This window comes from Paenibacillus cisolokensis (genome assembly GCF_018403665.1).
Taxonomy (GTDB): domain Bacteria; phylum Bacillota; class Bacilli; order Paenibacillales; family Paenibacillaceae; genus Paenibacillus_AH; species Paenibacillus_AH cisolokensis.
This window is the reverse complement of the sequence record NZ_BOVJ01000006.1, coordinates 1-23532: the sequence shown is the minus strand read 5'-3', so window position 1 is coordinate 23532 and position 23532 is coordinate 1. Positions and strand designations below refer to the sequence as shown.

The window sequence follows — 23532 nt, the reverse complement described above, 5'->3', positions numbered from 1 at the left end:
CGCTATTTTGCCGCAAATTTTATAAAACAAAAAAGCACTGCGCATCACAATGAGATTGCAGTGTTTTTATTGCTAAAAATGACTTTGTCCACGACGAAATGTTTTTCGCAAGCATGTACCGACAGCGAGCATAGAGTTGCGACCTTTGGCGAGGATTTCAGAGCAGTCACCCTAAATATACATTCTCATTATGCCACTCCAAATAATTTGGATCTGGCAATTGTTCTCGCCTTTCCGGCAATATAATCAATTTTTGCCATGGTGCGCGTAATACTCCTTACCATTCCCAAAGTCTTCTTTAATACGGCGACTTACTTCAACAGTAAAATTTTTATCTATGGTTATATATCCTCGATCAAACAAAGTATGAAAATCCCTTCTTAGCAGAAGCCCATTATTAATTTCATGAGGGCCATCAAGGCTATAAGGTTTAATATGAGCGGCTTCTAATACCGGTAACGTTTTTTCTCCAGTTATTGCACATCTTCTACGGTAGGCATCCGTAATTAGAACCTTAAAAGTACCTTGCCCTATTCTTGGTTTAATCATTTGTTTTTTCCCATATCTACTATCCATGGAAACTTCTCTGACTACATATGAGTTAACTTTCTGATTACTTAGCTTTACCTGTACTTGTTGATATAGCAGCATTCCGTAATAATCGGAAGTATCATAAGTCTTACCTTGGACTATGTTCCGACTCCAGTTTCCCGGTACAGGAATCCAGTCATCCTCATCAAAATAAAAAGGCATTGATAAAATGATACATCCAATTTGAGGATCCGGATCTGATAATCGATTCGTCTTTTTGTATTTATAGACTCTGTTATTTAACTCAATCAAACTTCTGGCTCCATTGGCTATTCCAAATGCTTCCCATGCTAATGAAGAAGGTAATATTGAAAACTTTAAAAATATTCCTCCGCCAACTATAAAATCTCGAGGGCTATGTAATTTAAACAGAAATAAATCCCCTTCGTCCAAAGCTTTAAAATTAGTATTTCCACCCGGTTTCCAGAAATTCACTTCATCACAGTGTGCCTGCTTCAAAGTCATAAACCAATCATAATCAGTAACGCCGACGTACATCTTCAATGTTCATCACCGTCTCGATAAAGTATCGGTAAACGAGCGTCTATCACATTAGAAGGTATCTGATGATACGGTATCCTCAACTCGTTATGCAGACAAAGTGACAATTTGTTTTAGATTTAGTTTGATTTACATAATTCCCGATCAACAAAAGCTTGCCATAACGAGTATTGAAACCATCAGCATCGAAAATAGTATGTTTAGAACCTTCTTTCGAAGAGTTTCCAGTAAGAAATCAGCTTTTTGAACTGCCGCCGCATCGACTTGTTCATCCCGCTCATTTGTTGCTTTTATGCTTAAGGATGTATGTTTTAGCCAAGTGGTTTAGATGTCCAACAGCAATTGAATTCGGATCATTCAGGTCATGCTTCCTCTGCATGGCACGTTCAAATCATCAATCATCTTTGCAAAATCGCGTACATTCTGCTCAAGACCAAATAAACATTTCATGTCCCGATAGTGTCGAAAAAAGACTGCTTTGGCTTGATCGTTGGGATAACCTAATTGTTGAAGTTCCGAAATCACCGCTTGAGCATACAGTTTAATCATCGTCCGTCTTGAAGAACGTTTCACCGGTACCCCCTGCCCGAACATTTCTTTATGATTCGATAATCAACTTCACATCAATGGACTCCAACCAATCTGCTCCGCGAACTCCGTTTTGTGATTGATCCGCTGCTCTTTCCGCCTTCTTCGCATCATGCCGCTCCCCTAAATCCATCGGATTTGTGCATGCAGTTCTGCCAAATGGTCATGAAAATCTCTGCCGATCCCTTCTGTTTTCAAAACCACGGCTTCGAGGCGTTCCTCGAATTCGTCAAACAACTCGGCCGTTTCATCTTCATTCACCTGATTGATGATATCTGCATACATGAACATCATGCTGAAGTAGAAGCGTTCATCCATATCCCCGTAGCTTAGGGTGAAATCAACTCCATTTTCAACATAGATCAGTTTCAAATCCAGGGTGTACCTGGCATTTCCAGTCAATCTCTTGAATTCCGAAATCGCTTGTTCCGCTTCCTGGAGTCTCAACTTGCCACCCCCCGAACAGGGAAAACTTCTTCTCAATCTTCTTGCGATACTCTTGAAAGAGAGACTCTACCGCTTCATCACCCAGTAATCTTACGGCGAGAAACTTCTCCATATCTTTGCTGGCGCCGTAACAAGCCTTCACCAAATCGATGAGTTGGTCACTGATGAAACGTCACATCGGGATGAAATTGAAACTCCCTCCAAATCTTCGGGGCAATCTCATCCAGTTCGATTCTGCATCGATAAACCATGATCGTCTGTTCTCCTTTTGGTATTCCGAATATAGAAACAAACCCACTGTATCCCGGGCGGAATAACAATGGGTTGGCTAAATCGTGAATAGCGGCAAACCGAATGCTTCCCGAACAAAACTCATATCGTGGTCCCTTGATACAAGACCAAGCTGGTGCTCAATAGAAGTTGCAATAATAATTGTGTCCGGCGTTTTAAGCTTCCGTCCTTTCGACTTTTGTTCCCTGCGTATGTCCCCGGCAAGTCGGGCAACACTGGAACTTACCTCAATACATCTTCGTGAATTAAACAGCTTGATCCCTTGTAAGCGGTATGCGGATTTCAACCCGCTGAATACTTCGCACTCCGTAATGACGGAGAAATAAATCGACATCCGATCGTCACTGGCTTGCCGAACAAAATCCAACGCGGCATGCTCACCAGCTGCAATGGCGATATTGGTATCGAGTAAATAACCATCCATTTAATTCCATTCTTCCTCGCGCATTTTCTTGACTTCGTCCGTCAATCGTTTAGCTTGTTACGGAGTTAAAACCCCTGCCGACTCAAGGATGTCATCAATGGAATAGTCATCCTCGACTTCAATCGTTTGGTTATCCAAATTGATTTTCACTTTGCTTTGCGTAATATTCATCTTCGTTAAGATGGAACGAATTTCATTAGCCGTTTTTTGATCCATCTTTTTGGGCAAAGACATGGTTAAAACACCAACTTTAAGATTTGCAAAATATTTCAGTATTTTCGACGTACTCAGGGCTTTGCCGGATTGAAATTCCAGTCTGCTCTGTTCAATCATGAATTTCAGCTCCGGATTCGCTTCAAAATCGGCTTGAATGGATCGCTGCTCTTCGATATCATTTCACTCCTATCGGAAGCAATTCTTCTTGTCATAACGGTACGTCCATGTAGTGTTACCAACAGTATAACATAACACACTCAAAATCCAGAAGGAGATAAGCCGGCCCTCTTTCGGAATAGCTTATCAATCCAGATGGCTTGTCCACCCTCACCGCACAAACCGCCCGCTGCACACAAAGCGACCCTCCTTCTGACGTCGGTTCGTGTTCACAACGTGTTGACAATATGCGCGACGAGCCGCAAGTTGTGCTCGATGAGCAGATTGCGCGAGTACTGGTTGCCCTCCGCCATCAACTGCAGATGCTTCAATTCCTCTTCTTCGGAAAGCGGCTGCGGAAAAGCGTTGTTCTTCACATACGAAACGAGCAACGACAGCTGCTTGATGAATAAAGCAATAGCGGCAAACAATCCGGGCATCGTGCCACCCACCCCCATGAAGAATTTGCCGGGAACTGTTCCGGTTCCGGCAACGAAGAAGCCGTTCTTCATTGTATGTAGGCATAAGCCCAGAAGTGCCTGTACGCCGGGATATCGCAGCCGCGACATTTTCCGGAGCGGAAATAACGGAAGGGGCGGAGCGGATGGGCGACCGGTATCATCCCTGCCAAGCGCATAAAAAAACGACCAGAACGATTCTGGTCGCATATAAAACGGAATTTAGCGGACATTCAATGCGGCCAGGTGCATGACTTCCCGGGTCGCCGCAACCAGCGCGGGATACGCGTTCTCCCCGGCCATCGCTTCCGCCGGCGAAACCGGGCGCCGAAGGACGCTGAAAAAGGCGGCGACCCCGGCATCCCGCAATTGGCCGTAATCCCCGGCGAGCGAGCCGGAGAGGCAGACGACGGGTTTGCCGTAACGGGCAGCTCGCCGGGCGACGCCTGACACGACCTTGCCGTGCAGCGTCTGCTCGTCCGTGCAGCCTTCGCCGGTCAGGACGAGGTCCGATGTCGTCAGCATTTCGTCAAATTGTACGGCGTCCAGAATCAAATCGATGCCTTTTTTCAACTTGGCGTTGCAAAAGCGGCGAATCCGGCTCCCAGACCGCCTGCCGCGCCGCCGCCGGGCAACCGGGAAATATCCTTGCCCAAATCCCTTTCGATCGCCGCGGCCAGCCGGGCCAGTCCCCGATCCAGCAATTCGACCGCTTCCGGACCCGCTCCTTTTTGCGGGCCGAATACGCGCGAGGCGCCCGCCGGCCCGCACAATAGGTTTTCCACGTCGCACGCGCACACGATTTCGCACGCATACAGCCTGGGATCGACGCCGGAGGCATCGATGCGCGAGACATTCAGCCAGCCGTTTCCCCCGACGGGGATCGGCGAACCGTCAGCGTCATAAAAACGAAAACCGAGCGCTTGCGCCATGCCGATACCGCCATCGTTCACGGCGCTTCCTCCCAAACCGACGACGATCGTTTTGCTGCCTCGCTTCAACGCTTCCGCGATCAGTTGGCCCGTTCCGTAGCTGGTCGCCGCAAGCGGATTCCGCTCTTCCGGCGAAACAAGCGTTAGCCCCGAAGCGGAAGCAGTATCGATGATGGCCGTTTGCGACTGTTCGATCCATCCGTATTGCACCTGGACGGTACGGCCGAGCGGGTCGGCGGCGACGGCGGGAAACAGTTCCCCCCGGCTCGCTTTGACCAGGGCCGAAACGAATCCCTCCCCGCCGTCGGACAGCGGAACCTTGCGCACAACCGCTTGATTGCTCCAGGCAAGGATTCCTTCAACCATGGCCGAAGCCGCTTCATCCGCGGTCAGCGAACCTTTGAACGAATCCGGCGCTACCAAAATGTTCATGACCGGCATGCCTCCCCGAGTAATGTTGCGGTTCGATCAAATTTTGATCCACATGGCTTGATAAGGCGCCAGCCGGAGACGGATTTGACCGTCCTGAGCGGAAAGAGGCCGGCCGGAAATGAGATCCGCCGGATTTCCCGAATTTGCGGAAACGGCAACGTCAAGCTGCACGTCCTGTTCTTGATCCGATACATTGATCAGGACATAAACGGTTTCCATACCGTCGGGCGATGTGCGAACCAGCCCGAAGACCGAATCGCCGACGTCAAGCACCTGTTGCCCGCCGTTCGGGTGAAACGCCTTTTCCTGACGCCGCAGCTGCAAAAGCCGCTTGTAACCGCCGAAGACTTTGCTGCGCAAGGATGCCGGATCGCGTAGCGCCGCTTCGACGGCTTCCCGCTGCAATTTTCCCGGTTGATGCTGCGGTATCGGCCCGTGGCTTCCACGCCTTTCAAATCGGATCTGGAACCGAGCAGGCTGTGCACATAGATGCCGGGAACCCCCGCAAGGGAAAGAAGGATAGTTTGGGCGGCAAGAAACCGGCTCACTTTCCGATCCTCGTCGTCATCCGCATCCGATAAGGCGTCGAAATAGTTAATGTTCAGTTCGTACGGGCTTTGCGTGCCGTCTCCGTTGTGCTTGTAGGAAACGAATCCTCCCCGGCGCTGAACGAGCTCTACGAGATAATTGATTTCCTCATCGCTCAGGATGCCTTTTGCGGGCACGACCCCGATTCCGTCATGCGAAGCCAGGAAATTGAAAAATGCGGTTTCCTTGGAAATCGGCTCGAGCGAAGAAGCCCAGGACGCCAGCTTACGGACGTTTCCGGTTGCCATCGTATGCAGGGTCAGCGGAGGCAGCGGGAACTGGTATACCATGTGCGCCTCGTTATGGCCGTTCCCGAAATATGAAATATTGTCCTTGTGAGGCACATTCGTTTCCGTGATCACGATCGTGCCGGGCGAAGCGACATCGAGAATATCGCGGAACAGCTGAACGATTTTATGCGCCTCAGGCAAATGAATGCAGCTCTCGCCCAGCCTTTTCCATATATAGCCTATCGCGTCGAAGCGCAACAATCGCGCTCCTTTTCTTGTGTAGAAAAGCAGCAGCTTGGCGATTTCCAAAAACACCTGTTCGTTGGCATAATTCAAATCGATTTGATCGTCGCTGAACGTCGTCCAAAGATGCTTTTTCCCATAAGCCGTATCGAATTCGGTCAACAACGGCAAAGCCCGCGGCCTCGTGACCGAGGAATAGTCCGCATTCGGATCCGCTTCGATAAAATAATTCCGGTACGCCGCATCGCCCTGCAAATAGCGTTGAAACCACGGGCTTTTCGAAGAAATGTGATTGATGACGGCATCGAACATCAGTTCAAAGTTGGCCGAAAACGACTGGATGTCTTCCCACGTGCCGAGTTCCGGATTGATTTGGTAATAGTCGACGACGGAAAAACCGTCGTCCGACGTATAAGGATAAAAAGGCAAGATGTGGACGGCCGATACCGCGTCTTTCAGATGTTCGGCCATAAACGCATTCAGGCTCTGCAGCGGCGGTTTGCCTTCCTCTTTGATCTGATCCCCGTACGTGATGACGACAACGTCGGTTTGATCGAAATGCGGTTTTGCCACGCCAGCCCGGTATGCCGCCATATGGTCGGCAATAATCGTTTCAAGCTGTTCCAATATGGCGTCCGCCTTGTCCTCGCCATACACGAAAGCCAGTTTTTCCAGCATGCTCTTCTTTTTTACTTCAGGAATGGGCATATTAATCCTCTCTCCTCATCTCCATCTTGAACTTTGCGGCTATGAAATCCGAATTGTCGTTGCGGTTCCTTCGGTCAACGGAATCGAAACGGTTTTGGCCCCATGCACGACCTTCAGCGTCAACGGTCCGTCGCTTCGGGCCGTCACCGAGCATGAGCCGTCCGCTTCCGGCACCGCGCGCAAATCGACCGTCCGGCCGTTAAACCAGTAGCGGCTGCAACCCGTTTCGCCCAGTTCGGGATTGAGCGTCCACGCCAATTCGTTCCTGGTCGCATCTCCTTTCAACCCGATGGCGTATTCCAGCAGGAAAAGAATTGGACCGATTCCCGTCCACCCGACGAAATCGGGTTTCCCCTTGTCACCTTTTTGAATGAAATCGGCCGCGTAATTTTCCCAGAACGTCCCGGTTTCCATATAAACTTGCGTAACGCAGTCCAAATGTTCGATGGCGATCTCGCGGGCCAGGCTGCGGTACCCGTACTTTTCCAGTCCGCGAATGACCATCGTGTTCGTCGGCGACCATACCGCACCTTGCCAATACCCGCCGCCCGGCTGGTAACTTGCTTCGTCAGCCGCCAGGGTGGGCACCCGGTGCGTTCTGGCGAATGCAGCCGGGTTCTGCAGCCAATGAACTAGTTTTTCCGCTTGCGAGGCATCGGCCACGCCCGACAGCAACGCCCAGAAAGCGGCGATCGTCTTTACCGGCGCGCGCTCGCCTTTATCGGTGACATCGTAATAAAAACCGCTGGCCGAATCCCACATGTACAGGTTAATCGCCCGGGCGATCTGTGCCGCCTCTCCGGAGACTTCCGTCTGAACGGCGCGCAGTTGACGGACTTTTTCGGACTCGCCCTCCGCCTCGTAAACCGGAACCAGCCATTCGCAGATTTCCGCCAACTGGTTTGCGAACAAGACCATTTCGCAGCTGATGTCGACGCCGCTGCCCAAATAAGCGTTTCTCGGCGAGTTGTCCATGCTGGCCCAATCGGTCACGAACAACCCGAACCGGTTTCGCAAATGGTAATGCAAAGCTTGAAAATACCGGTAGAGCGGTTCCCAGACCAGCTTCAAACGTTCGATATCGCCGGTTTGCCTGAAACTTTCCAGTTCGGCCCAGGCCAATAGCGGATGGTTCAGATTATCCAAGGTCAAATAAGGCGTCTTTTCTACGGTTCTTCCCAAATCCGGTTTGTACATTTCTTCATAGTCCGGTTGTTGGGTTGAGAAAAGGCCGCGAAATTTGTAATGGTTGTGAAAATACGAATGGAGCGGTTTCCGCCGCCAGTTTACCCAGCGATCGAACGGTTCCCCGGTGTCGCGGACAATCTCCCTCGGAATTTCGCCGTCGTCAAACTGTTTGCAATAAAAATTGTCCAGCGAACGGATTCCCGGCACAAAAGGATGCCCCAAATTGCAAAACATCGTAATGAACACCGTATCCCACAAAAAAATGCTGCTGTTGAACGCGGCGTCGACAAAATTGCTGACAAACCCGCTTTCGGGCGAAGGGGTGTACGAATTCCGGAAAACGAGTTCCCACGCTTTCCAGTATGCTTCGAGATAGTCCGGCCGCTTCGGGCATATCGGTTCCGGCAACCGTTTCCGTGCCGTTGCAAAATCGAGCAGCGGATCGTCCCGGTACGATTTTTTTTAGAAAAAACGCCCAGCATCCGGTTTCCATTCTTGTCGGTCGTATTTCGCAACATGTTCATCCCTCGAATTGATCCCCAATCACCTGGTATTTTTTCAAAGCGTCGACAATCTCGCGGGCAATCCAATCGTAGGCGTACCGGCTCGGATGGATATGATCGTTCTGGTCGATGAACCATTGAAGCGGCGTGCCCGAAGCGACCAGTCCGCGAACGCGTTCAAATACGTTGATGAGCGGAATTTGCCGCTCCTTGGCGAAATCGATCGCAGCCAAAAGATATTTTTCGCTGTATTCGCCCCATTCCTGCCGCAAGTCCAAAGCGACTTCCCGGTAGACGGGAGCGTTCTCCAGAAACGTTTCCTTGTCCGGAGGAATGGTCACCATAAACAGCAGCTTGGCCGGCGTCGTCTCCTTGATCACATCCACCAAACGTCCGAGCGTTTGTTTGTAATGCCCGATCCGGTGCATCCCGTCCAGGCGATGATTGTAGGCGAATGATTCCACGATCACGATGTCCGGGCTGACAGCCGACAGGCAAGGATGGCTGCCGCTTCCGAACGGGTCGGGATATTCGTGGGTAACGCGGTAAATGCCGTATTCGGAACGGGTTCCGCTGACGCCAAAATTAAACAGCTCAAACGCGTGCCCGGGAAAACCGCTTTCCAGGCGATCGCGCAGTTCCGGCATGTCCTTTCCCCAAAAAGCGACCATGGAATCGCCAAGACAAGCCAATTTCAATTTTTCCCCATCGGTTTCCCTCCTATTTCGCCGGCCTTTTCTGCCGCAATAAAGCGTGAATGCCCGAATACACGCTGTTCGAACTGTTTTCCGAATAAACGATCCGGATCTCGTTTGGAGAAATCGTTCGTCTGACGGACTTGTCGAATAACGAATGGCTTTTGGCAATCTGGCCTCCGACCACGATGCCGTCAGCCTGAAATTGCACCGCGTAAGGCGCAAGCATCCGTCCCAAACGTTCGCCAAACGTTTCGAACAGCCGTTTTGCCGGGGCGCTTCCCGCCAGCGCTTCGGCGGCCAGTTGATCGACGTCCGTTTCTTCTCCAAATCCGAATTGGCGGGCGAGCCGCAAAATGCCCCGCCGGGAAATATGCTCGTCAACCACGCCGCCTTCGAATGGCTGATTGTACAGCCAGCCGTTGGCCGGAACGTCCGCGCGATGTTTGACCAGCACGCCGTTTTCGAGAAAAGCGGAACCGGTGCCGGTGCCGATCGTGATACAGATGCAACGGCGGAACGGTTTCGCCGATCCCGCCGACCATTCCCCCAACGCAAACAGCCCCGCGTCGTTTTCGAACGCGATCGTAAAATCCTCTGTCAATTTGTTCCTGAACGGCGGCTTGGACAAGCGGGCAAGCAGCTCGTTGCGCACATTCACGCCGTACAGCGACTCAAATTTATCGCCGTTTGCGATATAACAAATGCCGTTTTCATAGTCGAACGGTCCCGGAAACGCAAACCCTGCCCCCGATAACCGCGCTTCGGGGCCGGCGATTTTGCCGGCCTGAAGCACACATAGGGCGGCCAGATGGTCCAGGATTTCTTCTTTCGACTGTTTGGACCGGGAAGGAAAACATCCAGCGTACTCGCAAGCACTGTTCCCCGTTCGTCCAATACGGCCGATTTGATAAACGTCCCGCCTATGTCAAACGCCAGCTCATACGCGCTCATCGACCAATCGCTCATTCCAGTCCGGATAGACGCCCGCTTTGATTATTTTGCACGGCCGTTCGCCCAGATTGATGATCTTGAAACGTCCGAACACAGAAGGCAAAATATAAGACTCCGCGTAGCGCAATTCCACGAATACCGATTCATCCTCGCAGGAGACGATGCGGACATGTTCGCCTTCGACAAGATTGAGCATCATGAATTCTCCGTTTGTATCGTCGACAAATTCGTCCGTCAGGTGGATGCGGTATACGATAAACAGCAGGTCGTCCCGCTTGCCGAGCAAGTATTCCCGATTTTCTCCCTGCTCGCGGACAAGCTGCGGCTGCGGAATAAGATTTTGTCTGACCCAGCCGGTTTTTTCTCGAAGTCGATATTTTCCTCGGCCCAATCGATATTGATCGGTCTCGGCTTGCCGTCCGAATCCTTTCGCACGTAATCATAGATTTTGAATGTAAACCACCAGGTCGTAGAGGAAATCTCCAGGACGAGATTGTCTTTCCCCGATGCATGAACGGTGCCCGTCGGAATCAGGAACAGGTCGCCTTTTTCGCAATCCCACTCCTGGACGTGTTCGGTGTAATCAAACGGTATGCCGGAATCTTGCGCAGTCCGAACGGCGGACAGGAACGATTCTTTCCCGGCGGACTCCGTAAAGCCCAGGTAAACTTTCGAGCCCGGGCGCTTTTCCATAATGTAGTACGATTCCTGCTGTTCCATAAATTCATTGAACTGTTTCCGCAGGAAATCCCGTTTGCCGTGCACCTGGATGGAAAGATTGGACCCGTCGATCGTATCCAGATAGTCAAAGCGGATCGGGAAATAGTCATGGAACAAATCCACGATCCGTTGTCCCAAAATTTCTTTGTAACCCGTCATCATGACCAGCAAAAAGGGGATTTCCATGACGACGCCGCTTTGCGCAATGAGAATTGAGTTCTCCGGGGCGATCGGCTCGAAACTCCAGGCGCAGTTCGGCATGTCCGCCGGCAAGTCGGCCAGCTGTTTCAAATACTGCCCGCCCCAGACGCCCGGGGCAAAAAACGGTTTTACCCGGAGCGGATAGTTGCTGATATCCTTCATCATGCCCAGCAAATCCGAAACGCCAGCTGTTTTCGGTTCATCTTCCGTGTTCATGTCGATGTAGTAATCCATTTCATGCAAATGGCGTTTTCGGTACGTTTCCAGGATCGGCCATTCGACAAAGAGAGCCACTTTATATTTCTCCACCGTATCCAGCCCCGTCAGGCCGCCGAAATTGTTCATGCCCGCCTTATGCTTGATTTGTTGAAGTTCCCTGGAAATGTCCGCGAAAAAACGAAGATCGGCCGCATCTTGACTCAGCCAGTGCGCACCCGTGCCCAGCACGACAGTCAATCGATGTTTGGCCGATTCGATTTCGAGTTGCGCCCGAACAAGCTTTCTCGCTTCCGGTTGAAAATAGCTTTCAATCCCTTCGTTCGTTTTGCGGCCAAAAGCACGGTTGTCCGTAATGTTTTCCTTGAAATGCTCCTTGATTTGCGTTTCCGGTTTCAAGTAAGACTGCGATTCGATAAAGCCGATTTCTTCATGGGCATAGAAATTTTCCAAAGCCTCCCGAAGCCGTTCAAACGACACGCCGTGCGTCCCGTCGATGGCCACGATCAAACGTTTTGTTTCCGAATCTCCCAATCTCCTGTCAATGATTGATAGGAAAGCGTCGTAACCGGCTTGAATACAATCTCGATATTTCGGATCACGAACCAAATTCAGGGGACGTTTGTTAAACATATGGCTCTCTCCTCTATCTCTCCAATATTTACCCTTTCACGGAACCGGCCATCAGTCCCGCCACGAAATGCTTCTGCATGGCCAGAAACAGAATCAGCACAGGCATAAGGGACAGCAAATTCGCCGCCAATATTTTGGACCACGGCGTAGCGACTGTGTCTTGCGACATAAGCGCCAGCTTGAGCGGAATCGTAAATTTGTCTTCGCTCTGCAGCAAGACCAGCGGCATCGTGAACGAGTTCCAGTTTTGCACGAAGTCGATGATAATGAGCGCCGTTAACGCCGGACGAATGAGCGGGATAATGATAGTAAAAAACGTGCGAAAATCGCCGCTGCCGTCAACTTTGGCCGCTTCGAGCATATCGGTCGGAATATCGTCGATATACTGCTTCGTAAAAAAGATGGCGAATACCGTTACGGAGAACGGAATGATCAAGCCGATCAACGAGTCGAACATGCCCATCTTCGTAATAATGAAATAAAGAGGAAGCAAGAGAACGGTCGGAGGAACGGTCATGGTCGCGATCAAAAAGGTAAAAAGCGCCTCTCTTCCTAGAAACCGTTTCTTGGAAAACGCGTAACCCGCCATGCTGGAAAACAGAACGGTAAGGAACACGGTCGGTACTGAAACGATAAAGGAATTCGAGAACGAAACATGGAAGTTAAGCTGTTCCCAAATTTCCGGAAAATTGCTCCATACAAACGTTTCCGGCCAATAGGTGGGCGGAAATCGGGTAATTTCCGAGTCGCTTTTCAAACTCGATACGAATAGCCAGTAAAGGGGCAGGAGGAACAAAATTCCGATTGTCCACAAAACGATCGTTTGCGCAACTTTCGAGGCGTTCATATTCATGTTCCCTCCTTACCCTAATCTTTTGTTTACGATGCTTTTCTGGATAACTGTCACGATAACCACCACGATGAATAATAAATAGGAAATTGCCGCCGCCGGTCCGAATTCATAGTATTTGAACGCGCGATTAAATATCAGGAAAGGAAGGGTTACGGTCGAGTCGCTCGGTCCGCCGCCGGTCATAATGTAGACTTCCTGGAAGACGTTCAAGGAATTGATCATCAGCAAAATCATGACGACCAGGGAAATTCTGCCGAGCAAAGGCCAGGTGATGTACCTGAATTTTTGGAACCCGTTCGCGCCTTCCACGTCGGCTACTTCGTACAAATCTTTCGAAATGTTCTGCAAGCCGGACAGATAGATTAGCATGTAATACCCCATGTTTCTCCAGCACGACATAATCGCGATGACGGGCATCGCCCAGAGCGTGCTGGCCAGCCAATTCGGACCGGCAATTCCGAAATTCGATAGCAGCGCATTGACGAGCCCCCTGTCTCCGTTGAACAGAAACATGAAAATCAGACTCGCGCTGACGACGGAAATGATGTAAGGGATAAAGAAAACAGACCGAAAAAAGTTCGTTCCAGGCAACGCTTTGTTGACGAGCATGGCCAGGAAAACGGAACCGAACATCGTAATCGGAATATAGATGACCGAAAAATAAAGCGTGTTAAACACAGCCTTGATAAACAACGAGTTTTGCAAGGCGTCGGCATAATGTTTGAAACCGACCACTTCGCCGGGAATACTGAACAAACCCGACCTTCGCAATGCGATGGGCGGAATATCCTTGAAGCTGGCAATAATCGACCAAATGACCGGATAAACCAGAAACAATCCCAGGATGACAAAGGACGGCAATATAAACACATATGCACTCAGGTCGCCGAGATGTCTTTTTAGGAATCGCATATTATCCTCCGTAGTTAGGAAGCGCCCGATTTCCACAGGCGCTCCCTCAATCCTGTTTTTTATTTCGCAAGAATTTCGTTACCCATTTTTCGATCAGCTTCAATCCTTCTTCTGCCGACATCCTTCCCGAGACGACCTGATTCAAAGCGCTTTGATAAATTTCGTCGCTCACTTGCTGCCATTCCGGGATCGGAACGAGCGTGAACGGATAGCTCAGGCCTTTTTGGTAAACCAGAAATTCGGGATGTTCCTTGAAATATTGCGTGTCTTCCATGTCGTTGCGAATCGGAATCCGGAACGGATAATAATTGCCGTCTTCCCCGACTTCGCCTTTCATGATCTGTTCTTGCGCCGGTTTGGATCCGAGGAACTCGATCAGTTTTTTCGATGCTTCCAGCTTTTCGCCCTCTACGCCGTCCGGGATGGACAACAGGTACGCCGTCACTTCGGTCGCTTTACCGGCCGGACCTGCCGGCACTTCCGCCACGCCGACCTCAAACGGACTGCCCGCTTTCCAGACATCCGGCACGCCCCAGGGGCCTTGCAATTCCATGGCCACGACCTGATTTCGGAAGTCCGCCATAACCCCGCCGCCGTCCTTATTCAAGGAATCCGGCGGGGACGTTTCTTTCAACAGTTTGGTGTAAAATTCCAGCGCCTGTTTGCCTTCGGGCGAATTGAGCGCCACTTTGTATCCGCCGTTTCCGTCTTCCTCCACCAGTTTGGCTCCGGCTTGCGCCGCGAACATGCCGTACATCCAGGTCAAATCCGGCCCTTGTTTACCCGAGAGGCCAATCCCGAATTGGTCCGGTTTTCCGTCCCCGTTCTTGTCCACCGTCAAAGCTTTGGCGACTTCATATAGCTCTTCCCAAGTGGCAGGCGGTTTCGTGATGCCGGCTTCTTCGAACATCGTTTTATTGTAAACCAGTTGAATCGTGTGACCGAGCCACGGCAAGCCGTACAGTTTGCCGTCCGTTAAGGCCAGTTGCCAAATTTCCGGCACATAGTTGCTTTCATTCGCCGCAAAATCTTCCGTCAAATCGATGAAGGCGCCTTGCGAAGCTAACGCTTTCACTTCGCCGTAAGAGACTTGCAGCACTTCCGGAGCTTGGCCGCTAAGGATCTGCGTGAGCAGTTTCTGACCGTACTGGATGCCGCCCAGCATTTCGACTTTAATATCCGGATTTTGCGCTTCAAACTCATCCAGAATTTCTCTGATCGCTTTTCCGCGCCCGGAATCGCTTGCCCAGGCGATTTGCATCTTGATCGTCGTGACTTTGCCGGAATCGCCGGTTTCGGTGCTGGAATCTCCCGACACGGTTCCGGCATCCCCCGCATTGTTCGTGTTGCCGCAAGCAACCAGGACGATGCTCAGCAGCAAAATCTGACACACATGAAGCCAACTTCTCTTTTTCATTGCAGTACCCTCCTTGAAAATAAATGCCCTTGCAAGAGCTATTCAATCATCAAGCGTGCTTGCACCGGAATGATGCAAGACGCTTGGGATTGATCTGTTTTGCCATCGTTGGCATTTTTGGCGCAAAAAGATTCAGACCGATCCGCGTTCCTTGATGACCGGTGTAATCAGCACGCGCCTGCCGTGGCTGCCGTTTTCCAGCTGCTTGAACAAAATATCAAAAGCATTTTCCACAAACGCGGGAATCGACTGGTCAATCGTCGTGATGGGCGGATGATAGTACTCCCCCATCCGGATATTATCAATCCCCATTACCGCGACATCGTCGGGAATTTTCAAGCCCAATTCCTGGATCGCCCTGTAAGCGCCAAGCGCGCGTTCGTCGCCGGATACGAAGATCGCGTCCGGCCGTTCATCTGCGGGCCCGGTCAACAGCATCCTCGATTTCTCGTAAGCGGCACGGATGCTGCCCACGCCCGTAATCGCTTTCCCGACAGCGTTCTTCTCCATCGCTTCACGGGTTTGGAAAAACTCGAAAAAGCCTGCAGCCCGGTCGGGGTTGTTGTTGAACTCCTCATTGCCGACCAAAAACGCGATTCGTTTTCGTCCCTTCGAGACCAGGTATTGGGCGCCCAAAAACCCGGCGTAACGGTTGTCCAAATCCACATAGGAGGTGTCGAAATAATCCAGGTCCTTACCGATAATGACAAACGGGATTTTCTTTTTCCGCAAATAAGCGGTCCGGGGGTCCCCTTTCATAATATCGAACATGACGGCGCCGTCGGCCATCCCGTGTTTCAGCATGTAGAAACCGTCATTGACGTCATCCTTGTAGTTCTCGGCGGACGAAGATGAGATCACCAGGCGATAATTGCGCCGTTTTGCCTCCTTCATCATTTCGGAAAGAATCTCGTTGTGAAACGCCCCCCAGTAATGATCCTCATGCTGGGCGACAAACACAATCAACGTATTCGTCCGTTTTGCCCGCAACCCTCTTGCCAGGATGTTCGCTTCAAAACCGGTTTCATCAATGACCTTCTGCACGAGTTCGCGCGTAGAGCGTTTGACCTTGGGGTCATGGTTCAGCACTCTTGAAACGGTCCTTACGGAAACCCCCGCCAGTTTTGCGATATCATTGATTGTCAGGTTTTTATCCATCTCGAACATCCCCGAATTCATCTTTTGCTATCGTTAGCAAAATCATTGTATCCGGTTTCTTTTCGTGTGTCAAGGCAATCGATCGCATCAAATTGCGCGTTTAAAACAATTTCGCCAAATGTTCCGCAAGCGCCGGATAAGACCAATGTTTTTCGGCGATTCGGAAATTGTGCTCCACCATCCGGTTGCGATATTCCGGGTCCAACAGCACGCGCAGGCACGCTTCTGCCGCTTTCACCACTTTCTGCCCGTCGACTTGCACCAAGCCGTCCGTTCCCGTTTCATGGGCATTTCCAAGGGAGATAACCTGGAGGCCCAAAGGTTTGATATCCGTCTCATAAACCGGATATTCGTAGAGAACGATCGGTTTTTCGCGAACAAGGCTTCCAGCAATTGATTTCCCCAGCCCTCAAGGATACTCGGATAAGTGATCAGGTCGGCATGCACATAGGCGTCCCACAACGAGTAGTTTTTGATTCCGTTTTGAACGGAACGGGTTGCCTGGATGTTATCGTTGACGAAGACCAGCCTGACGTTTTCCAGCTCCGCTTTCTTGATCAAGGCCGGGATATAGTTCTCGCCGGCTTCCGGCATTCCCGCAAGCGCCAGCACGATTTGACTGTCGTCTCCGAATGTTTTTCCGTTATACAAGCGCTGTCCGGATAACCGCGCTCTAAACTCCGGCCGCTGCAAGGTGGCCGCGACATCGATCGCCAGCTCGATCGCCTTTCGTTCCGTAATCCGCGTCGCTTGCAGTAGCAGGATGTCATTTTCGCCGATGCCGAACCGCTCGCGAAAATCGTAATTGTATTCATCCGTCCTCCACAAAGGAGCGTGAAAATCGAAAACGTTCGGAACGACATGAGAATCCAGTCCTTTTCGAAGGCTTAATTCCTTTCGGGCGATCTGGTTGATCGTGACATGGCGGATCAAGCCGTCGCGCGGCGGGAAAACCTCGTCCAGCAATTGCTTGACGGTTTCATTGGTCGGATGGCTGTACTTTGCGCGTTCCCAGTAAAATCATGATGATGCGCAACCGCCTTGATCCGGCGTTTCCTGACGGCGGCCGCAAATGCGGCGCCGGCCGACAAGCCCCAGCCGAGCGACCAGATATTGTTCGGCACGAGAACATCCAGTTCGTAACGATCGATCGCCCGGATCAACGATTCTTCGATTTTCGCCGCGTATGCAAACACCTCGCGGCGGAATTGCTCTTCCGTTTCATAATCCTGCAGCCGTTCATAGGCGTTAAGGACAAGCTTATCGTTGAGCGGATGTCGATAATGCAATTCGTCGATCTCGATTCCTTCCTGTTCGCCCAGGCTTCCCGCCAGCAAAAACACGTTATGCCCCATGTCTTCCAATACTTTTTTCCATTTTTCCATTTCCAGCGAAACGCCGTCCGTTTCCCCGACCCGAAAATGGCAAAGCGCAATGTTCATCGTTTTCTGACCTCTCTTTTTTGCCATCGTTAGCATTTTTGATTTTACAACAGACAACTCCGAAAGAAAAGTCTTTGGATTGCAAAACATTAAAGCTCGAGCTTAATTATTGTGTTTCCTTTCCTTCAGGATCGGGATGCTTTCCTGCAGCTTTTGCTTCAACAGGATCAAGTCCTGCTTTTCTTGCGATTCGCGAACCGGTTTTTCTTTCAATGACCGGAATGCGTCTTCCAATTCGCTTGGGGTCAGAGGGACCACGTTCAACCCCGCCATACGATAGGCAGGCAAGTGGCAAGCTTGCACAATGGCGCCGGCACCGACGATCCCGATTCCCCGCGTCTTGTCCCTCGGCAATTTCGGCGCGTAATCCAGGTCCAGCCACGCCTTTTCCATATGGTCATGCATGTGTCATCCCTCCGTAACAGGCTGTTTATTTACGATAAGCAGATGCTCGCAAGCCAGCACGGTCTCGTCACGCTGATTGATCACCTCAACGAGTTCGCTAACGATTCACCTGTCCTTGACGCTCGGGATGGTCCTTCTTGGTCTTTTGCCGTTACCTTGACTCGAATCGTATCCCCGATAAATACCGGTTTAATAAACCGGAGACGGTCGTAACCATATGACAAACTATTCGGCATGACAAGTATTCATGAACAACGAATCCGTTGGCTCTGGATCTCCTGAAACCATACTGCGGGGAATCGCCGCTTCAATCCATACTGAACAAAGAGACGGCGCAAGAAATACGAAATATTTGGACTTCCCTTATCCTGTGAAGGTTTGACCGCTTTCCGTCAAACCCGCTTGACACATCGGAATATCCGTCATATGATCGAATCCAAATGACCGGGGTATCCGGCAAAATCGCGTGATTAGGACTCGAACAGGTGATTGTCGCCGACTACGACCGTCCTTTGAACCGCTTTGGAGGTGCGGAAAAGATATGTTCAGGAAGCAACCCTATGCCGGCACGCGCGAGGAGCAATACGAATTGCTGCTCCGCCAGTTGACCGGTCTGATCGAGGACGAGACCAACCGCATCGCCAATCTGGCCAACGCCGCGGCGCTGCTCGGTCAATTTTGGACGATATCAATTGGGTCGGATTTTATTTATTGGAAGGAGACCAGCTTGTGCTCGGACCGTTTCAGGGGCTCCCGGCCTGTGTCCGGATTCCGGTTGGCCGCGGCGTATGCGGGACGGCCGTAAGCCGGGGAGAACCGATTGTCGTCGACGATGTGCATCGGTTCCCCGGCCATATCGCTTGCGACAGCGCGTCCAACTCGGAAATCGTCATCCCGCTGCGCAGCGGGAATGCCATCATCGGCGTGCTGGACATCGACAGCCCCCGTTTCGCCCGTTTCGATCGGACGGATTTGCATTATCTGTCCCGATTCTGCGACACGTTGGCTGCGCATTTGTAAGAGAGCCTATTCGGTCCGGACGAGCGGCCGGTAGACCGCGAACGGCTTGCCGTAGCGGAACGGCTCGCTCATCTCGTCCAGCGCGGCTTTTACTTCCGCATCCAGTCCGATCTCCAGGCTCTTCAAATTTTCCTCCAGCTGCCCGACGCGCGTGGCGCCTACGATGACAGTCGAGACGGCCGGCCGGTCCATCAGCCACGCCAGCGACAAAACGCTTGGCGACCAGCCGCGCTCCGCCGCCAGCCGGCCGACCCGATCCCCGAGCGCAATCGTCTTCTCATCCAGAAACCGGCGGAATGTCGGGTCCGTATCCGCCCTCGATCCTGCAGGCACGCCGTTCGCCGCGCCGTATTTGCCGCTTAGGATGCCGCCGGCCAGCGGAAAATAAGGGATGATGCCCACACCCTGATCCGCGCACAACGGGACCAGCTCCTGCTCGGGTGTACGGTCCGCGAGCGAATAGCTGACTTGCGTGGAAATATACCGGGCATACCCTTGGCGATCGCTGATCGCAAGCGCCTTCATCAATTCCCATGCGGCATAGTTGGACGCTCCGATATACCGCACCTTACCCGAGCGGATCATGTCGTCCAGCGTGCGCAGCGTTTCGTCAAGCGGCGTGTTCGGATCGAAGGTATGGATCTGATACAAATCGACACAGTCGGTTCGGAGGCGCCGCAGGCTGTTTTCCAGTTCCCGCTGCAAATGGTACCGGGAAGAGCCGCTATCGTTCGGCCCTTGCCCTCGCGGCAGCCCGGCTTTCGTCGCAAGCACAACGTCGTGCCGCTTTCCGGCGAGCGCCTGTCCGATGATGCTTTCCGATTCGGTATTCGCATATATATTCGCCGTATCGATGAAATTGATGCCGCGATCCAGCGCATGCTCGATGATGCTGATCGAGGTGTCCCGGTCCGCCCGTTTTCCGAAAGCGTTGGCGCCCAGTCCCAATGCGGAAACTTGCAGCCCGCTGTTTCCAAGACGACGATATTGCATGGTCATTCGCTCCTTTGCCCCTATAGATCGCATCTATTGTACCCCGATTTTCTTCCGGATGAGAAGCCGCACAGTACAATTTTCTCTTAACCTTTGATATGATAGAACATAAACCGAACGAGGAGGATGAAAAATATGGGATTGGATCTAAACCGGCTGCGATATCCGATCGGCCCGTTCACCCCGCCGTCCGGCGGCGACGACGTCGAGCCGTTCATTCGCGGCCTCGAAGAAGCGCCGGCCCGGCTTCGGCAAGCGGTCGACGGACTGAGCGAACCGCAGCTCGATACGCCGTACCGCGAAGGCGGCTGGACGGTCAAACAGGTCGTGCATCATCTGGCGGACGCCAGCATGAACGGTTTTATGCGGACGAAGCTCGCCCTGACGGAGGATACGCCGGTGATCAAGCCTTTCGAAGAGGAAGGCTGGGCGCTGCTCCCCGATGCGAAGGAAGCCGAGGTCGGCCTGTCCCTGGCGATTCACGGCGCGCTGCATGACCGTTGGCTCGTCCTCCTGCGCAGCCTGCGGCCGGAAGACTTCGAACGTTCGTTTCGCCATCCGGCCAGCGGCATCTGGACGTTGCGCAAGGCGATCGCGTTCTTCGACTGGCATAACCGCCATCATACCGCTCATATCACCGGCTTGCGCGAACGAATGAATTGGTGATTGCCGCTCTTATACCGCGGCCAATTCGGCGATTCGCCGATTGCAATCCCCGCGGTACATGCCGCCGTGATAACAAATCACCCGCTCGATATCGAAGGCGGCAAATTTCGTCAACGACCGGACCGCCAGCCCGGGATCGACTGCATGTTCGGGATCGGGTCCGAGCAATTCGCCTCCGGCGACGTTCATCGCATCCGCTGCGATGAGCGTCTTGCTCGGCCTGTGATACAGGCTGATATGGCCCGGCGTATGGCCCGGCGTTTCGATGACCGTCAGCCCGCCGCCGAACGGCAGCTCCTCCCCGTCCGCCACCAGCCTGTCGACCGGTGCCTTCGGCGGATTCTCCAACGTCCGCTTGAACGCCTCTTTCCATTCACCCGGGACGCCTTCCGGCATGGAACGCAAAGCCGACGCGATGCGCTCCGGCGTAACCTTCAGCAGCATTCTGTCCCCTTGTATATACGGCTTCTCCAGCTCGCTTGCAATCACGTTGATTCCGTCCGGACCGTTCTTCAGTATGGTGGCCAGACTGCCGATATGATCGATATCCTGATGGGTGATGATGATGTTCGTCAGCCGATCGACGGAGAACCCTTCGGCTTCAATCGCACGCTTCAGCAACGGGTATTGGCCCGGATATCCGGTATCGATCAGTACAATGCCGTCGTCATCCCATACCATGGCCGGACAGACCGTTTCGGTCCGGCCCATCATGACGGCCGAAAGCTCGAGCATGGCGATTCCTTGACTTGCGATCGTACAATGCCTCCTTCAAAACGGATGTTGGGTTCAGCCGCATTGTACCAGCAAGCAAGATTTTTGTAAATATAAAAACATTTAATATACCATAAAAATTTATTTTTGTCAATAATCTTTTTCGCGATTTATGTTTATCCTCAATGTTGATTTTCAGCTTAAAGAAAAACCGCTCTCACGGGTGATCGATTTGTTCAGCTAACGTGTCCCGTTAGCTTAATTCTCTGTTCTCCTTTAATAGAGTGTTTATACTGCAACTTTCTTATTTGATTGAGTGTTACCTGCGATCCAAAAAGGAGTTCGAATGAACGCACAGTGAGGATTTCATCGAATTTATTTTGAAGTTCTTCAGGAATGATGAATTCTGTATTCTTTTTAAAATTCACTTCCAAACCGGCTTTTTCAACTTCAACGGCTTCATGAATATAGGCTTTCAAGATGGTTTCCATTTCAACTATTTCTCGAACATTGGTGAACCGAATCTGGCGCCCCGCCTGTACATTCTCCGTTTGTTGGATTAGAATACCATGGGCATCCTGTAACAAGGTATCCCGCTCTTTCATCGCTGCTCGGATTTTGCGCAGGCAAGCGGAGAGACAGTGCCGATTTTCCCCGCTTATCATAACAACGATGTCTGTATCTTGCTGTGGTCCATTAGCATTGGCTGATAAGGGAAGAAGTAAAGCAGTTACGATTGAAAGTACCGTTGCTCGCAAAACTTTTCTAGACATAAACCATTCCCCTTCCTATTATTATAATTTGTTTCGTATATATGGTAAAATATACTAAAAAGTGTCTATTGGTAGTGTGATATTATGCATAAAAAAACAGAAGCTATATTGTTTTTGCGCTGCTTGTATGTTTGGCATTCTCATTAACTGTGAACGTTTATCTAATGAAAAAATCTACATATACTGCTGAGGTTGCCAAAGTAATTAGCATTAATCGAGATCAAACAACGATCATAATTAGGAATTTAGGTGGTCAGGAAAGGTTGGTTAAGGTTAGGGCGGTGGACTCTGAGGTTCTTCAATTGGATACAACCTATTGGTTAGAATACAAATCGAACTTCGGTGAAACGCCTCGATTAGTTTCTTACAAGTTGTTGAAGTTCGATGAGTGATGTGAAATGTTGACTTGAGAGTTATTCATGACTTGAACCCTCTGTAAGCTTTTCTTAAATAGCGAATCAAAAGTCCAACAGCCACAAGGGCTTAGGACCTCTTTTGTCGAATTCAAGTGCAAGGAAAACAGGGGCTTACTCGCGAAAAACCTTGCACATGGTGGCATCCAAATTGTATCAGCGAACCGAGAGCCAGATGATCATGCAAGGCGACTTCTTTTTGCCGTTTGGCGGGAAACTCGCAGAAGATAACCGCTGGGTGTTGCTCGCCCAAATGTTTCCGCGGGGGAAGCTCGAAGAGAAGTATGCGAAGAACTTTGAGTCTCAAGGGTCAGAAGGCTGTATCGAATCCGTGTCGCTCTCGGCGCCCTGATCATCCAGGAGCGGCTGGGCACCGATGATCGTGAGACGCTTCGTCAGATTCTGGAGAACCCGTATCTGCAGTACTTCCTCGGTCTGCCCGAATACCAGTACCGTCGCCCGTTTCACCATTCACTCATGACACACTTTCGCAAGCGGCTGGGCGGGGAAATCCTCGATGAAGTCAATGATTGGATCGCTCTGGAAGAAGCGCGTAAGTCGAGTGAAGCGAATGATTCTTCGGACAATGACTACGATTAAGCCTGGCAACGGGGCGGCCGCAGCAACGGACGAGTGCGCAGAACCGCAACTTCGGCAGATGGAACTGACAAACGAGGGGGAACTGTTGCTGGACGCTACCTGCGCGCCGGCGGACATCGCCTACCCGACGGATCTGTCTCTTCTGAATACGGGCATCAATGTGTATAACCGTTCGACAATTAATTCCTTCTTTCTCCCAAACATACAAAGCCTCATCATGATTTTTTATTAAAATGAGCGTTTTGCAATAA

At 51.3% G+C, this 23532-nt stretch carries 26 protein-coding genes and 4 pseudogenes; 4 read left to right on the top strand and 26 right to left on the bottom strand.

The annotated features are described in order from the left end of the window. Positions 1-246: 246 nt before the first annotated feature. From PACILC2_RS00840 to PACILC2_RS00735, 23 genes and pseudogenes are all read right to left on the bottom strand, one after another. Entirely contained in the window at positions 247-1089 is an 843-nt protein-coding gene (locus tag PACILC2_RS00840) for an HNH endonuclease (RefSeq protein ID WP_244863141.1), read from the bottom strand. A gap of 360 nt (positions 1090-1449) precedes the next feature. Beyond that, positions 1450-1665 (bottom strand): hypothetical protein, encoded by a 216-nt coding sequence (locus PACILC2_RS00835; RefSeq protein WP_213526849.1) that lies wholly within the window; start codon positions 1663-1665, stop codon positions 1450-1452. 138 nt (positions 1666-1803) lie between these two features. Next, entirely contained in the window at positions 1804-2127 is a 324-nt protein-coding gene (locus tag PACILC2_RS00830; RefSeq protein ID WP_244863131.1) for a hypothetical protein, read from the bottom strand. Positions 2128-2455: 328 nt separating this feature from the next. After that, positions 2456-2842: a type II toxin-antitoxin system VapC family toxin gene (locus PACILC2_RS00825; RefSeq protein ID WP_213526847.1), complete on the bottom strand. Its 387-nt coding sequence runs from the start codon at positions 2840-2842 to the stop codon at positions 2456-2458. Positions 2843-2899: 57 nt separating this feature from the next. Next, positions 2900-3175 carry a hypothetical protein gene (locus PACILC2_RS00820; protein WP_213526902.1) on the bottom strand — a complete coding sequence of 92 codons (276 nt, stop codon included), beginning with the start codon at positions 3173-3175 and terminating at the stop codon, positions 2900-2902. A 281-nt stretch (positions 3176-3456) separates the two neighbouring features. Then, positions 3457-3654 (bottom strand): annotated as a pseudogene (locus PACILC2_RS00815) (RNA polymerase subunit sigma-70); the annotation flags it as partial. A 240-nt stretch (positions 3655-3894) separates the two neighbouring features. Further along, positions 3895-4245 (bottom strand): glycerate kinase, encoded by a 351-nt coding sequence (locus PACILC2_RS29090; RefSeq protein ID WP_213526845.1) that lies wholly within the window; start codon positions 4243-4245, stop codon positions 3895-3897. Beyond that, positions 4242-5036 (bottom strand): glycerate kinase, encoded by a 795-nt coding sequence (locus PACILC2_RS26090; RefSeq protein ID WP_213526843.1) that lies wholly within the window; start codon positions 5034-5036, stop codon positions 4242-4244. Before PACILC2_RS26090 ends, PACILC2_RS29090 begins: the two co-directional genes overlap by 4 nt. A 36-nt stretch (positions 5037-5072) precedes the next feature. Further along, positions 5073-5255: an alpha-glucosidase C-terminal domain-containing protein gene (locus PACILC2_RS29085; RefSeq protein ID WP_504739374.1), complete on the bottom strand. Its 183-nt coding sequence runs from the start codon at positions 5253-5255 to the stop codon at positions 5073-5075. Further along, on the bottom strand, positions 5234-6805 hold the full coding sequence (locus tag PACILC2_RS00800; protein ID WP_213526841.1) for a sugar phosphorylase: 1572 nt from the start codon (positions 6803-6805) through the stop codon (positions 5234-5236). Before PACILC2_RS00800 ends, PACILC2_RS29085 begins: the two co-directional genes overlap by 22 nt. 39 nt (positions 6806-6844) lie before the next feature. After that, the gene (locus PACILC2_RS00795; RefSeq protein ID WP_213526839.1) at positions 6845-8401 is read right to left on the bottom strand and encodes an MGH1-like glycoside hydrolase domain-containing protein; all 1557 of its coding nucleotides are present in this window, start codon (positions 8399-8401) and stop codon (positions 6845-6847) included. 112 nt (positions 8402-8513) lie between these two features. Then, the gene (locus tag PACILC2_RS00790; protein ID WP_213526837.1) at positions 8514-9194 is read right to left on the bottom strand and encodes an SGNH/GDSL hydrolase family protein; all 681 of its coding nucleotides are present in this window, start codon (positions 9192-9194) and stop codon (positions 8514-8516) included. 22 nt (positions 9195-9216) lie between these two features. Then, positions 9217-9987: an ROK family protein gene (locus tag PACILC2_RS00785; protein ID WP_213526835.1), complete on the bottom strand. Its 771-nt coding sequence runs from the start codon at positions 9985-9987 to the stop codon at positions 9217-9219. 144 nt (positions 9988-10131) lie between these two features. Beyond that, positions 10132-10431 carry a hypothetical protein gene (locus PACILC2_RS00780; RefSeq protein ID WP_213526833.1) on the bottom strand — a complete coding sequence of 100 codons (300 nt, stop codon included), beginning with the start codon at positions 10429-10431 and terminating at the stop codon, positions 10132-10134. Continuing rightward, positions 10380-11792: a class I mannose-6-phosphate isomerase gene (locus tag PACILC2_RS00775; RefSeq protein ID WP_213526831.1), complete on the bottom strand. Its 1413-nt coding sequence runs from the start codon at positions 11790-11792 to the stop codon at positions 10380-10382. The genes PACILC2_RS00780 and PACILC2_RS00775 overlap by 52 nt, the downstream gene beginning before the upstream one ends. Positions 11793-11943: 151 nt before the next feature. After that, positions 11944-12762 (bottom strand): carbohydrate ABC transporter permease, encoded by an 819-nt coding sequence (locus PACILC2_RS00770; RefSeq protein WP_062492161.1) that lies wholly within the window; start codon positions 12760-12762, stop codon positions 11944-11946. A gap of 15 nt (positions 12763-12777) precedes the next feature. Continuing rightward, positions 12778-13680, bottom strand: a complete 903-nt coding sequence (locus PACILC2_RS00765; protein ID WP_062492159.1) for a carbohydrate ABC transporter permease — start codon at positions 13678-13680, stop codon at positions 12778-12780. A gap of 46 nt (positions 13681-13726) precedes the next feature. Then, on the bottom strand, positions 13727-15097 hold the full coding sequence (locus PACILC2_RS00760; protein WP_213526829.1) for an ABC transporter substrate-binding protein: 1371 nt from the start codon (positions 15095-15097) through the stop codon (positions 13727-13729). 132 nt (positions 15098-15229) lie between these two features. Beyond that, entirely contained in the window at positions 15230-16255 is a 1026-nt protein-coding gene (locus tag PACILC2_RS00755) for a LacI family DNA-binding transcriptional regulator (RefSeq protein WP_213526827.1), read from the bottom strand. A 100-nt stretch (positions 16256-16355) separates the two neighbouring features. Further along, positions 16356-16520 (bottom strand): hypothetical protein, encoded by a 165-nt coding sequence (locus tag PACILC2_RS00750; RefSeq protein ID WP_213526825.1) that lies wholly within the window; start codon positions 16518-16520, stop codon positions 16356-16358. Next, positions 16490-17221, bottom strand: coding sequence for a glycosyltransferase (locus PACILC2_RS00745; protein ID WP_213526823.1), 732 nt, complete (start codon positions 17219-17221; stop codon positions 16490-16492). The genes PACILC2_RS00750 and PACILC2_RS00745 overlap by 31 nt, the downstream gene beginning before the upstream one ends. Then, complete coding sequence (locus PACILC2_RS00740; RefSeq protein WP_213526821.1) at positions 17185-17697, bottom strand: hypothetical protein; 513 nt, start codon at positions 17695-17697, stop codon at positions 17185-17187. The genes PACILC2_RS00745 and PACILC2_RS00740 overlap by 37 nt, the downstream gene beginning before the upstream one ends. 102 nt (positions 17698-17799) lie before the next feature. Further along, positions 17800-18102: a hypothetical protein gene (locus tag PACILC2_RS00735; RefSeq protein WP_062492151.1), complete on the bottom strand. Its 303-nt coding sequence runs from the start codon at positions 18100-18102 to the stop codon at positions 17800-17802. 541 nt (positions 18103-18643) lie between these two features. Here PACILC2_RS00735 and msrC point away from each other — a divergent pair. Then, a pseudogene (gene msrC / locus PACILC2_RS00725) lies at positions 18644-19122 on the top strand (free L-methionine (R)-S-oxide reductase MsrC). A gap of 6 nt (positions 19123-19128) precedes the next feature. Here the strand turns inward: msrC and PACILC2_RS00720 are convergent. Further along, a complete protein-coding gene (locus PACILC2_RS00720; protein WP_213526819.1) occupies positions 19129-20115 on the bottom strand; it encodes an aldo/keto reductase in 987 nt (328 codons plus the stop codon). Between the two features lie 135 nt (positions 20116-20250). Between PACILC2_RS00720 and PACILC2_RS00715 the strand changes: the two genes are divergently transcribed. Further along, on the top strand, positions 20251-20781 hold the full coding sequence (locus tag PACILC2_RS00715) for a YfiT family bacillithiol transferase (RefSeq protein ID WP_213526817.1): 531 nt from the start codon (positions 20251-20253) through the stop codon (positions 20779-20781). Positions 20782-20790: 9 nt separating this feature from the next. On the opposite strand, the gene PACILC2_RS00710 is transcribed toward PACILC2_RS00715, so the two are convergent. Together PACILC2_RS00710 and PACILC2_RS29080 are read right to left on the bottom strand one after the other, a co-directional pair. Further along, entirely contained in the window at positions 20791-21516 is a 726-nt protein-coding gene (locus PACILC2_RS00710; RefSeq protein ID WP_213526815.1) for an MBL fold metallo-hydrolase, read from the bottom strand. 337 nt (positions 21517-21853) lie between these two features. Then, positions 21854-22085 (bottom strand): annotated as a pseudogene (locus PACILC2_RS29080) (YdeI/OmpD-associated family protein); the annotation flags it as partial. Positions 22086-22832: 747 nt separating this feature from the next. Here PACILC2_RS29080 and PACILC2_RS29075 point away from each other — a divergent pair. Next, positions 22833-23278 (top strand): annotated as a pseudogene (locus PACILC2_RS29075) (transposase); the annotation flags it as partial. Beyond that, positions 23199-23513 (top strand): hypothetical protein, encoded by a 315-nt coding sequence (locus PACILC2_RS00690; RefSeq protein ID WP_062492138.1) that lies wholly within the window; start codon positions 23199-23201, stop codon positions 23511-23513. The pseudogene PACILC2_RS29075 and the gene PACILC2_RS00690, both read left to right, overlap by 80 nt. Positions 23514-23532 lie beyond the last annotated feature (19 nt).

Coding starts and splice junctions, on each gene's coding strand:
- PACILC2_RS00840 (WP_244863141.1), bottom strand. CDS start 1,089: ATGTACGTCGGCGTTACTGATTATGATTGGTTTATGACTTTGAAGCAG.
- PACILC2_RS00825 (WP_213526847.1), bottom strand. CDS start 2,842: ATGGATGGTTATTTACTCGATACCAATATCGCCATTGCAGCTGGTGAG.
- PACILC2_RS00820 (WP_213526902.1), bottom strand. CDS start 3,175: ATGATTGAACAGAGCAGACTGGAATTTCAATCCGGCAAAGCCCTGAGT.
- PACILC2_RS26090 (WP_213526843.1), bottom strand. CDS start 5,036: ATGAACATTTTGGTAGCGCCGGATTCGTTCAAAGGTTCGCTGACCGCG.
- PACILC2_RS29085 (WP_504739374.1), bottom strand. CDS start 5,255: ATGGAAACCGTTTATGTCCTGATCAATGTATCGGATCAAGAACAGGAC.
- PACILC2_RS00800 (WP_213526841.1), bottom strand. CDS start 6,805: ATGCCCATTCCTGAAGTAAAAAAGAAGAGCATGCTGGAAAAACTGGCT.
- PACILC2_RS00770 (WP_062492161.1), bottom strand. CDS start 12,762: ATGAACGCCTCGAAAGTTGCGCAAACGATCGTTTTGTGGACAATCGGA.
- PACILC2_RS00765 (WP_062492159.1), bottom strand. CDS start 13,680: ATGCGATTCCTAAAAAGACATCTCGGCGACCTGAGTGCATATGTGTTT.
- PACILC2_RS00760 (WP_213526829.1), bottom strand. CDS start 15,097: ATGAAAAAGAGAAGTTGGCTTCATGTGTGTCAGATTTTGCTGCTGAGC.
- PACILC2_RS00755 (WP_213526827.1), bottom strand. CDS start 16,255: ATGGATAAAAACCTGACAATCAATGATATCGCAAAACTGGCGGGGGTT.
- PACILC2_RS00740 (WP_213526821.1), bottom strand. CDS start 17,697: ATGAACATTGCGCTTTGCCATTTTCGGGTCGGGGAAACGGACGGCGTT.
- PACILC2_RS00735 (WP_062492151.1), bottom strand. CDS start 18,102: ATGCATGACCATATGGAAAAGGCGTGGCTGGACCTGGATTACGCGCCG.
- PACILC2_RS00720 (WP_213526819.1), bottom strand. CDS start 20,115: ATGCAATATCGTCGTCTTGGAAACAGCGGGCTGCAAGTTTCCGCATTG.
- PACILC2_RS00715 (WP_213526817.1), top strand. CDS start 20,251: ATGGGATTGGATCTAAACCGGCTGCGATATCCGATCGGCCCGTTCACC.
- PACILC2_RS00710 (WP_213526815.1), bottom strand. CDS start 21,516: ATGCTCGAGCTTTCGGCCGTCATGATGGGCCGGACCGAAACGGTCTGT.
- PACILC2_RS00690 (WP_062492138.1), top strand. CDS start 23,199: ATGAAGTCAATGATTGGATCGCTCTGGAAGAAGCGCGTAAGTCGAGTG.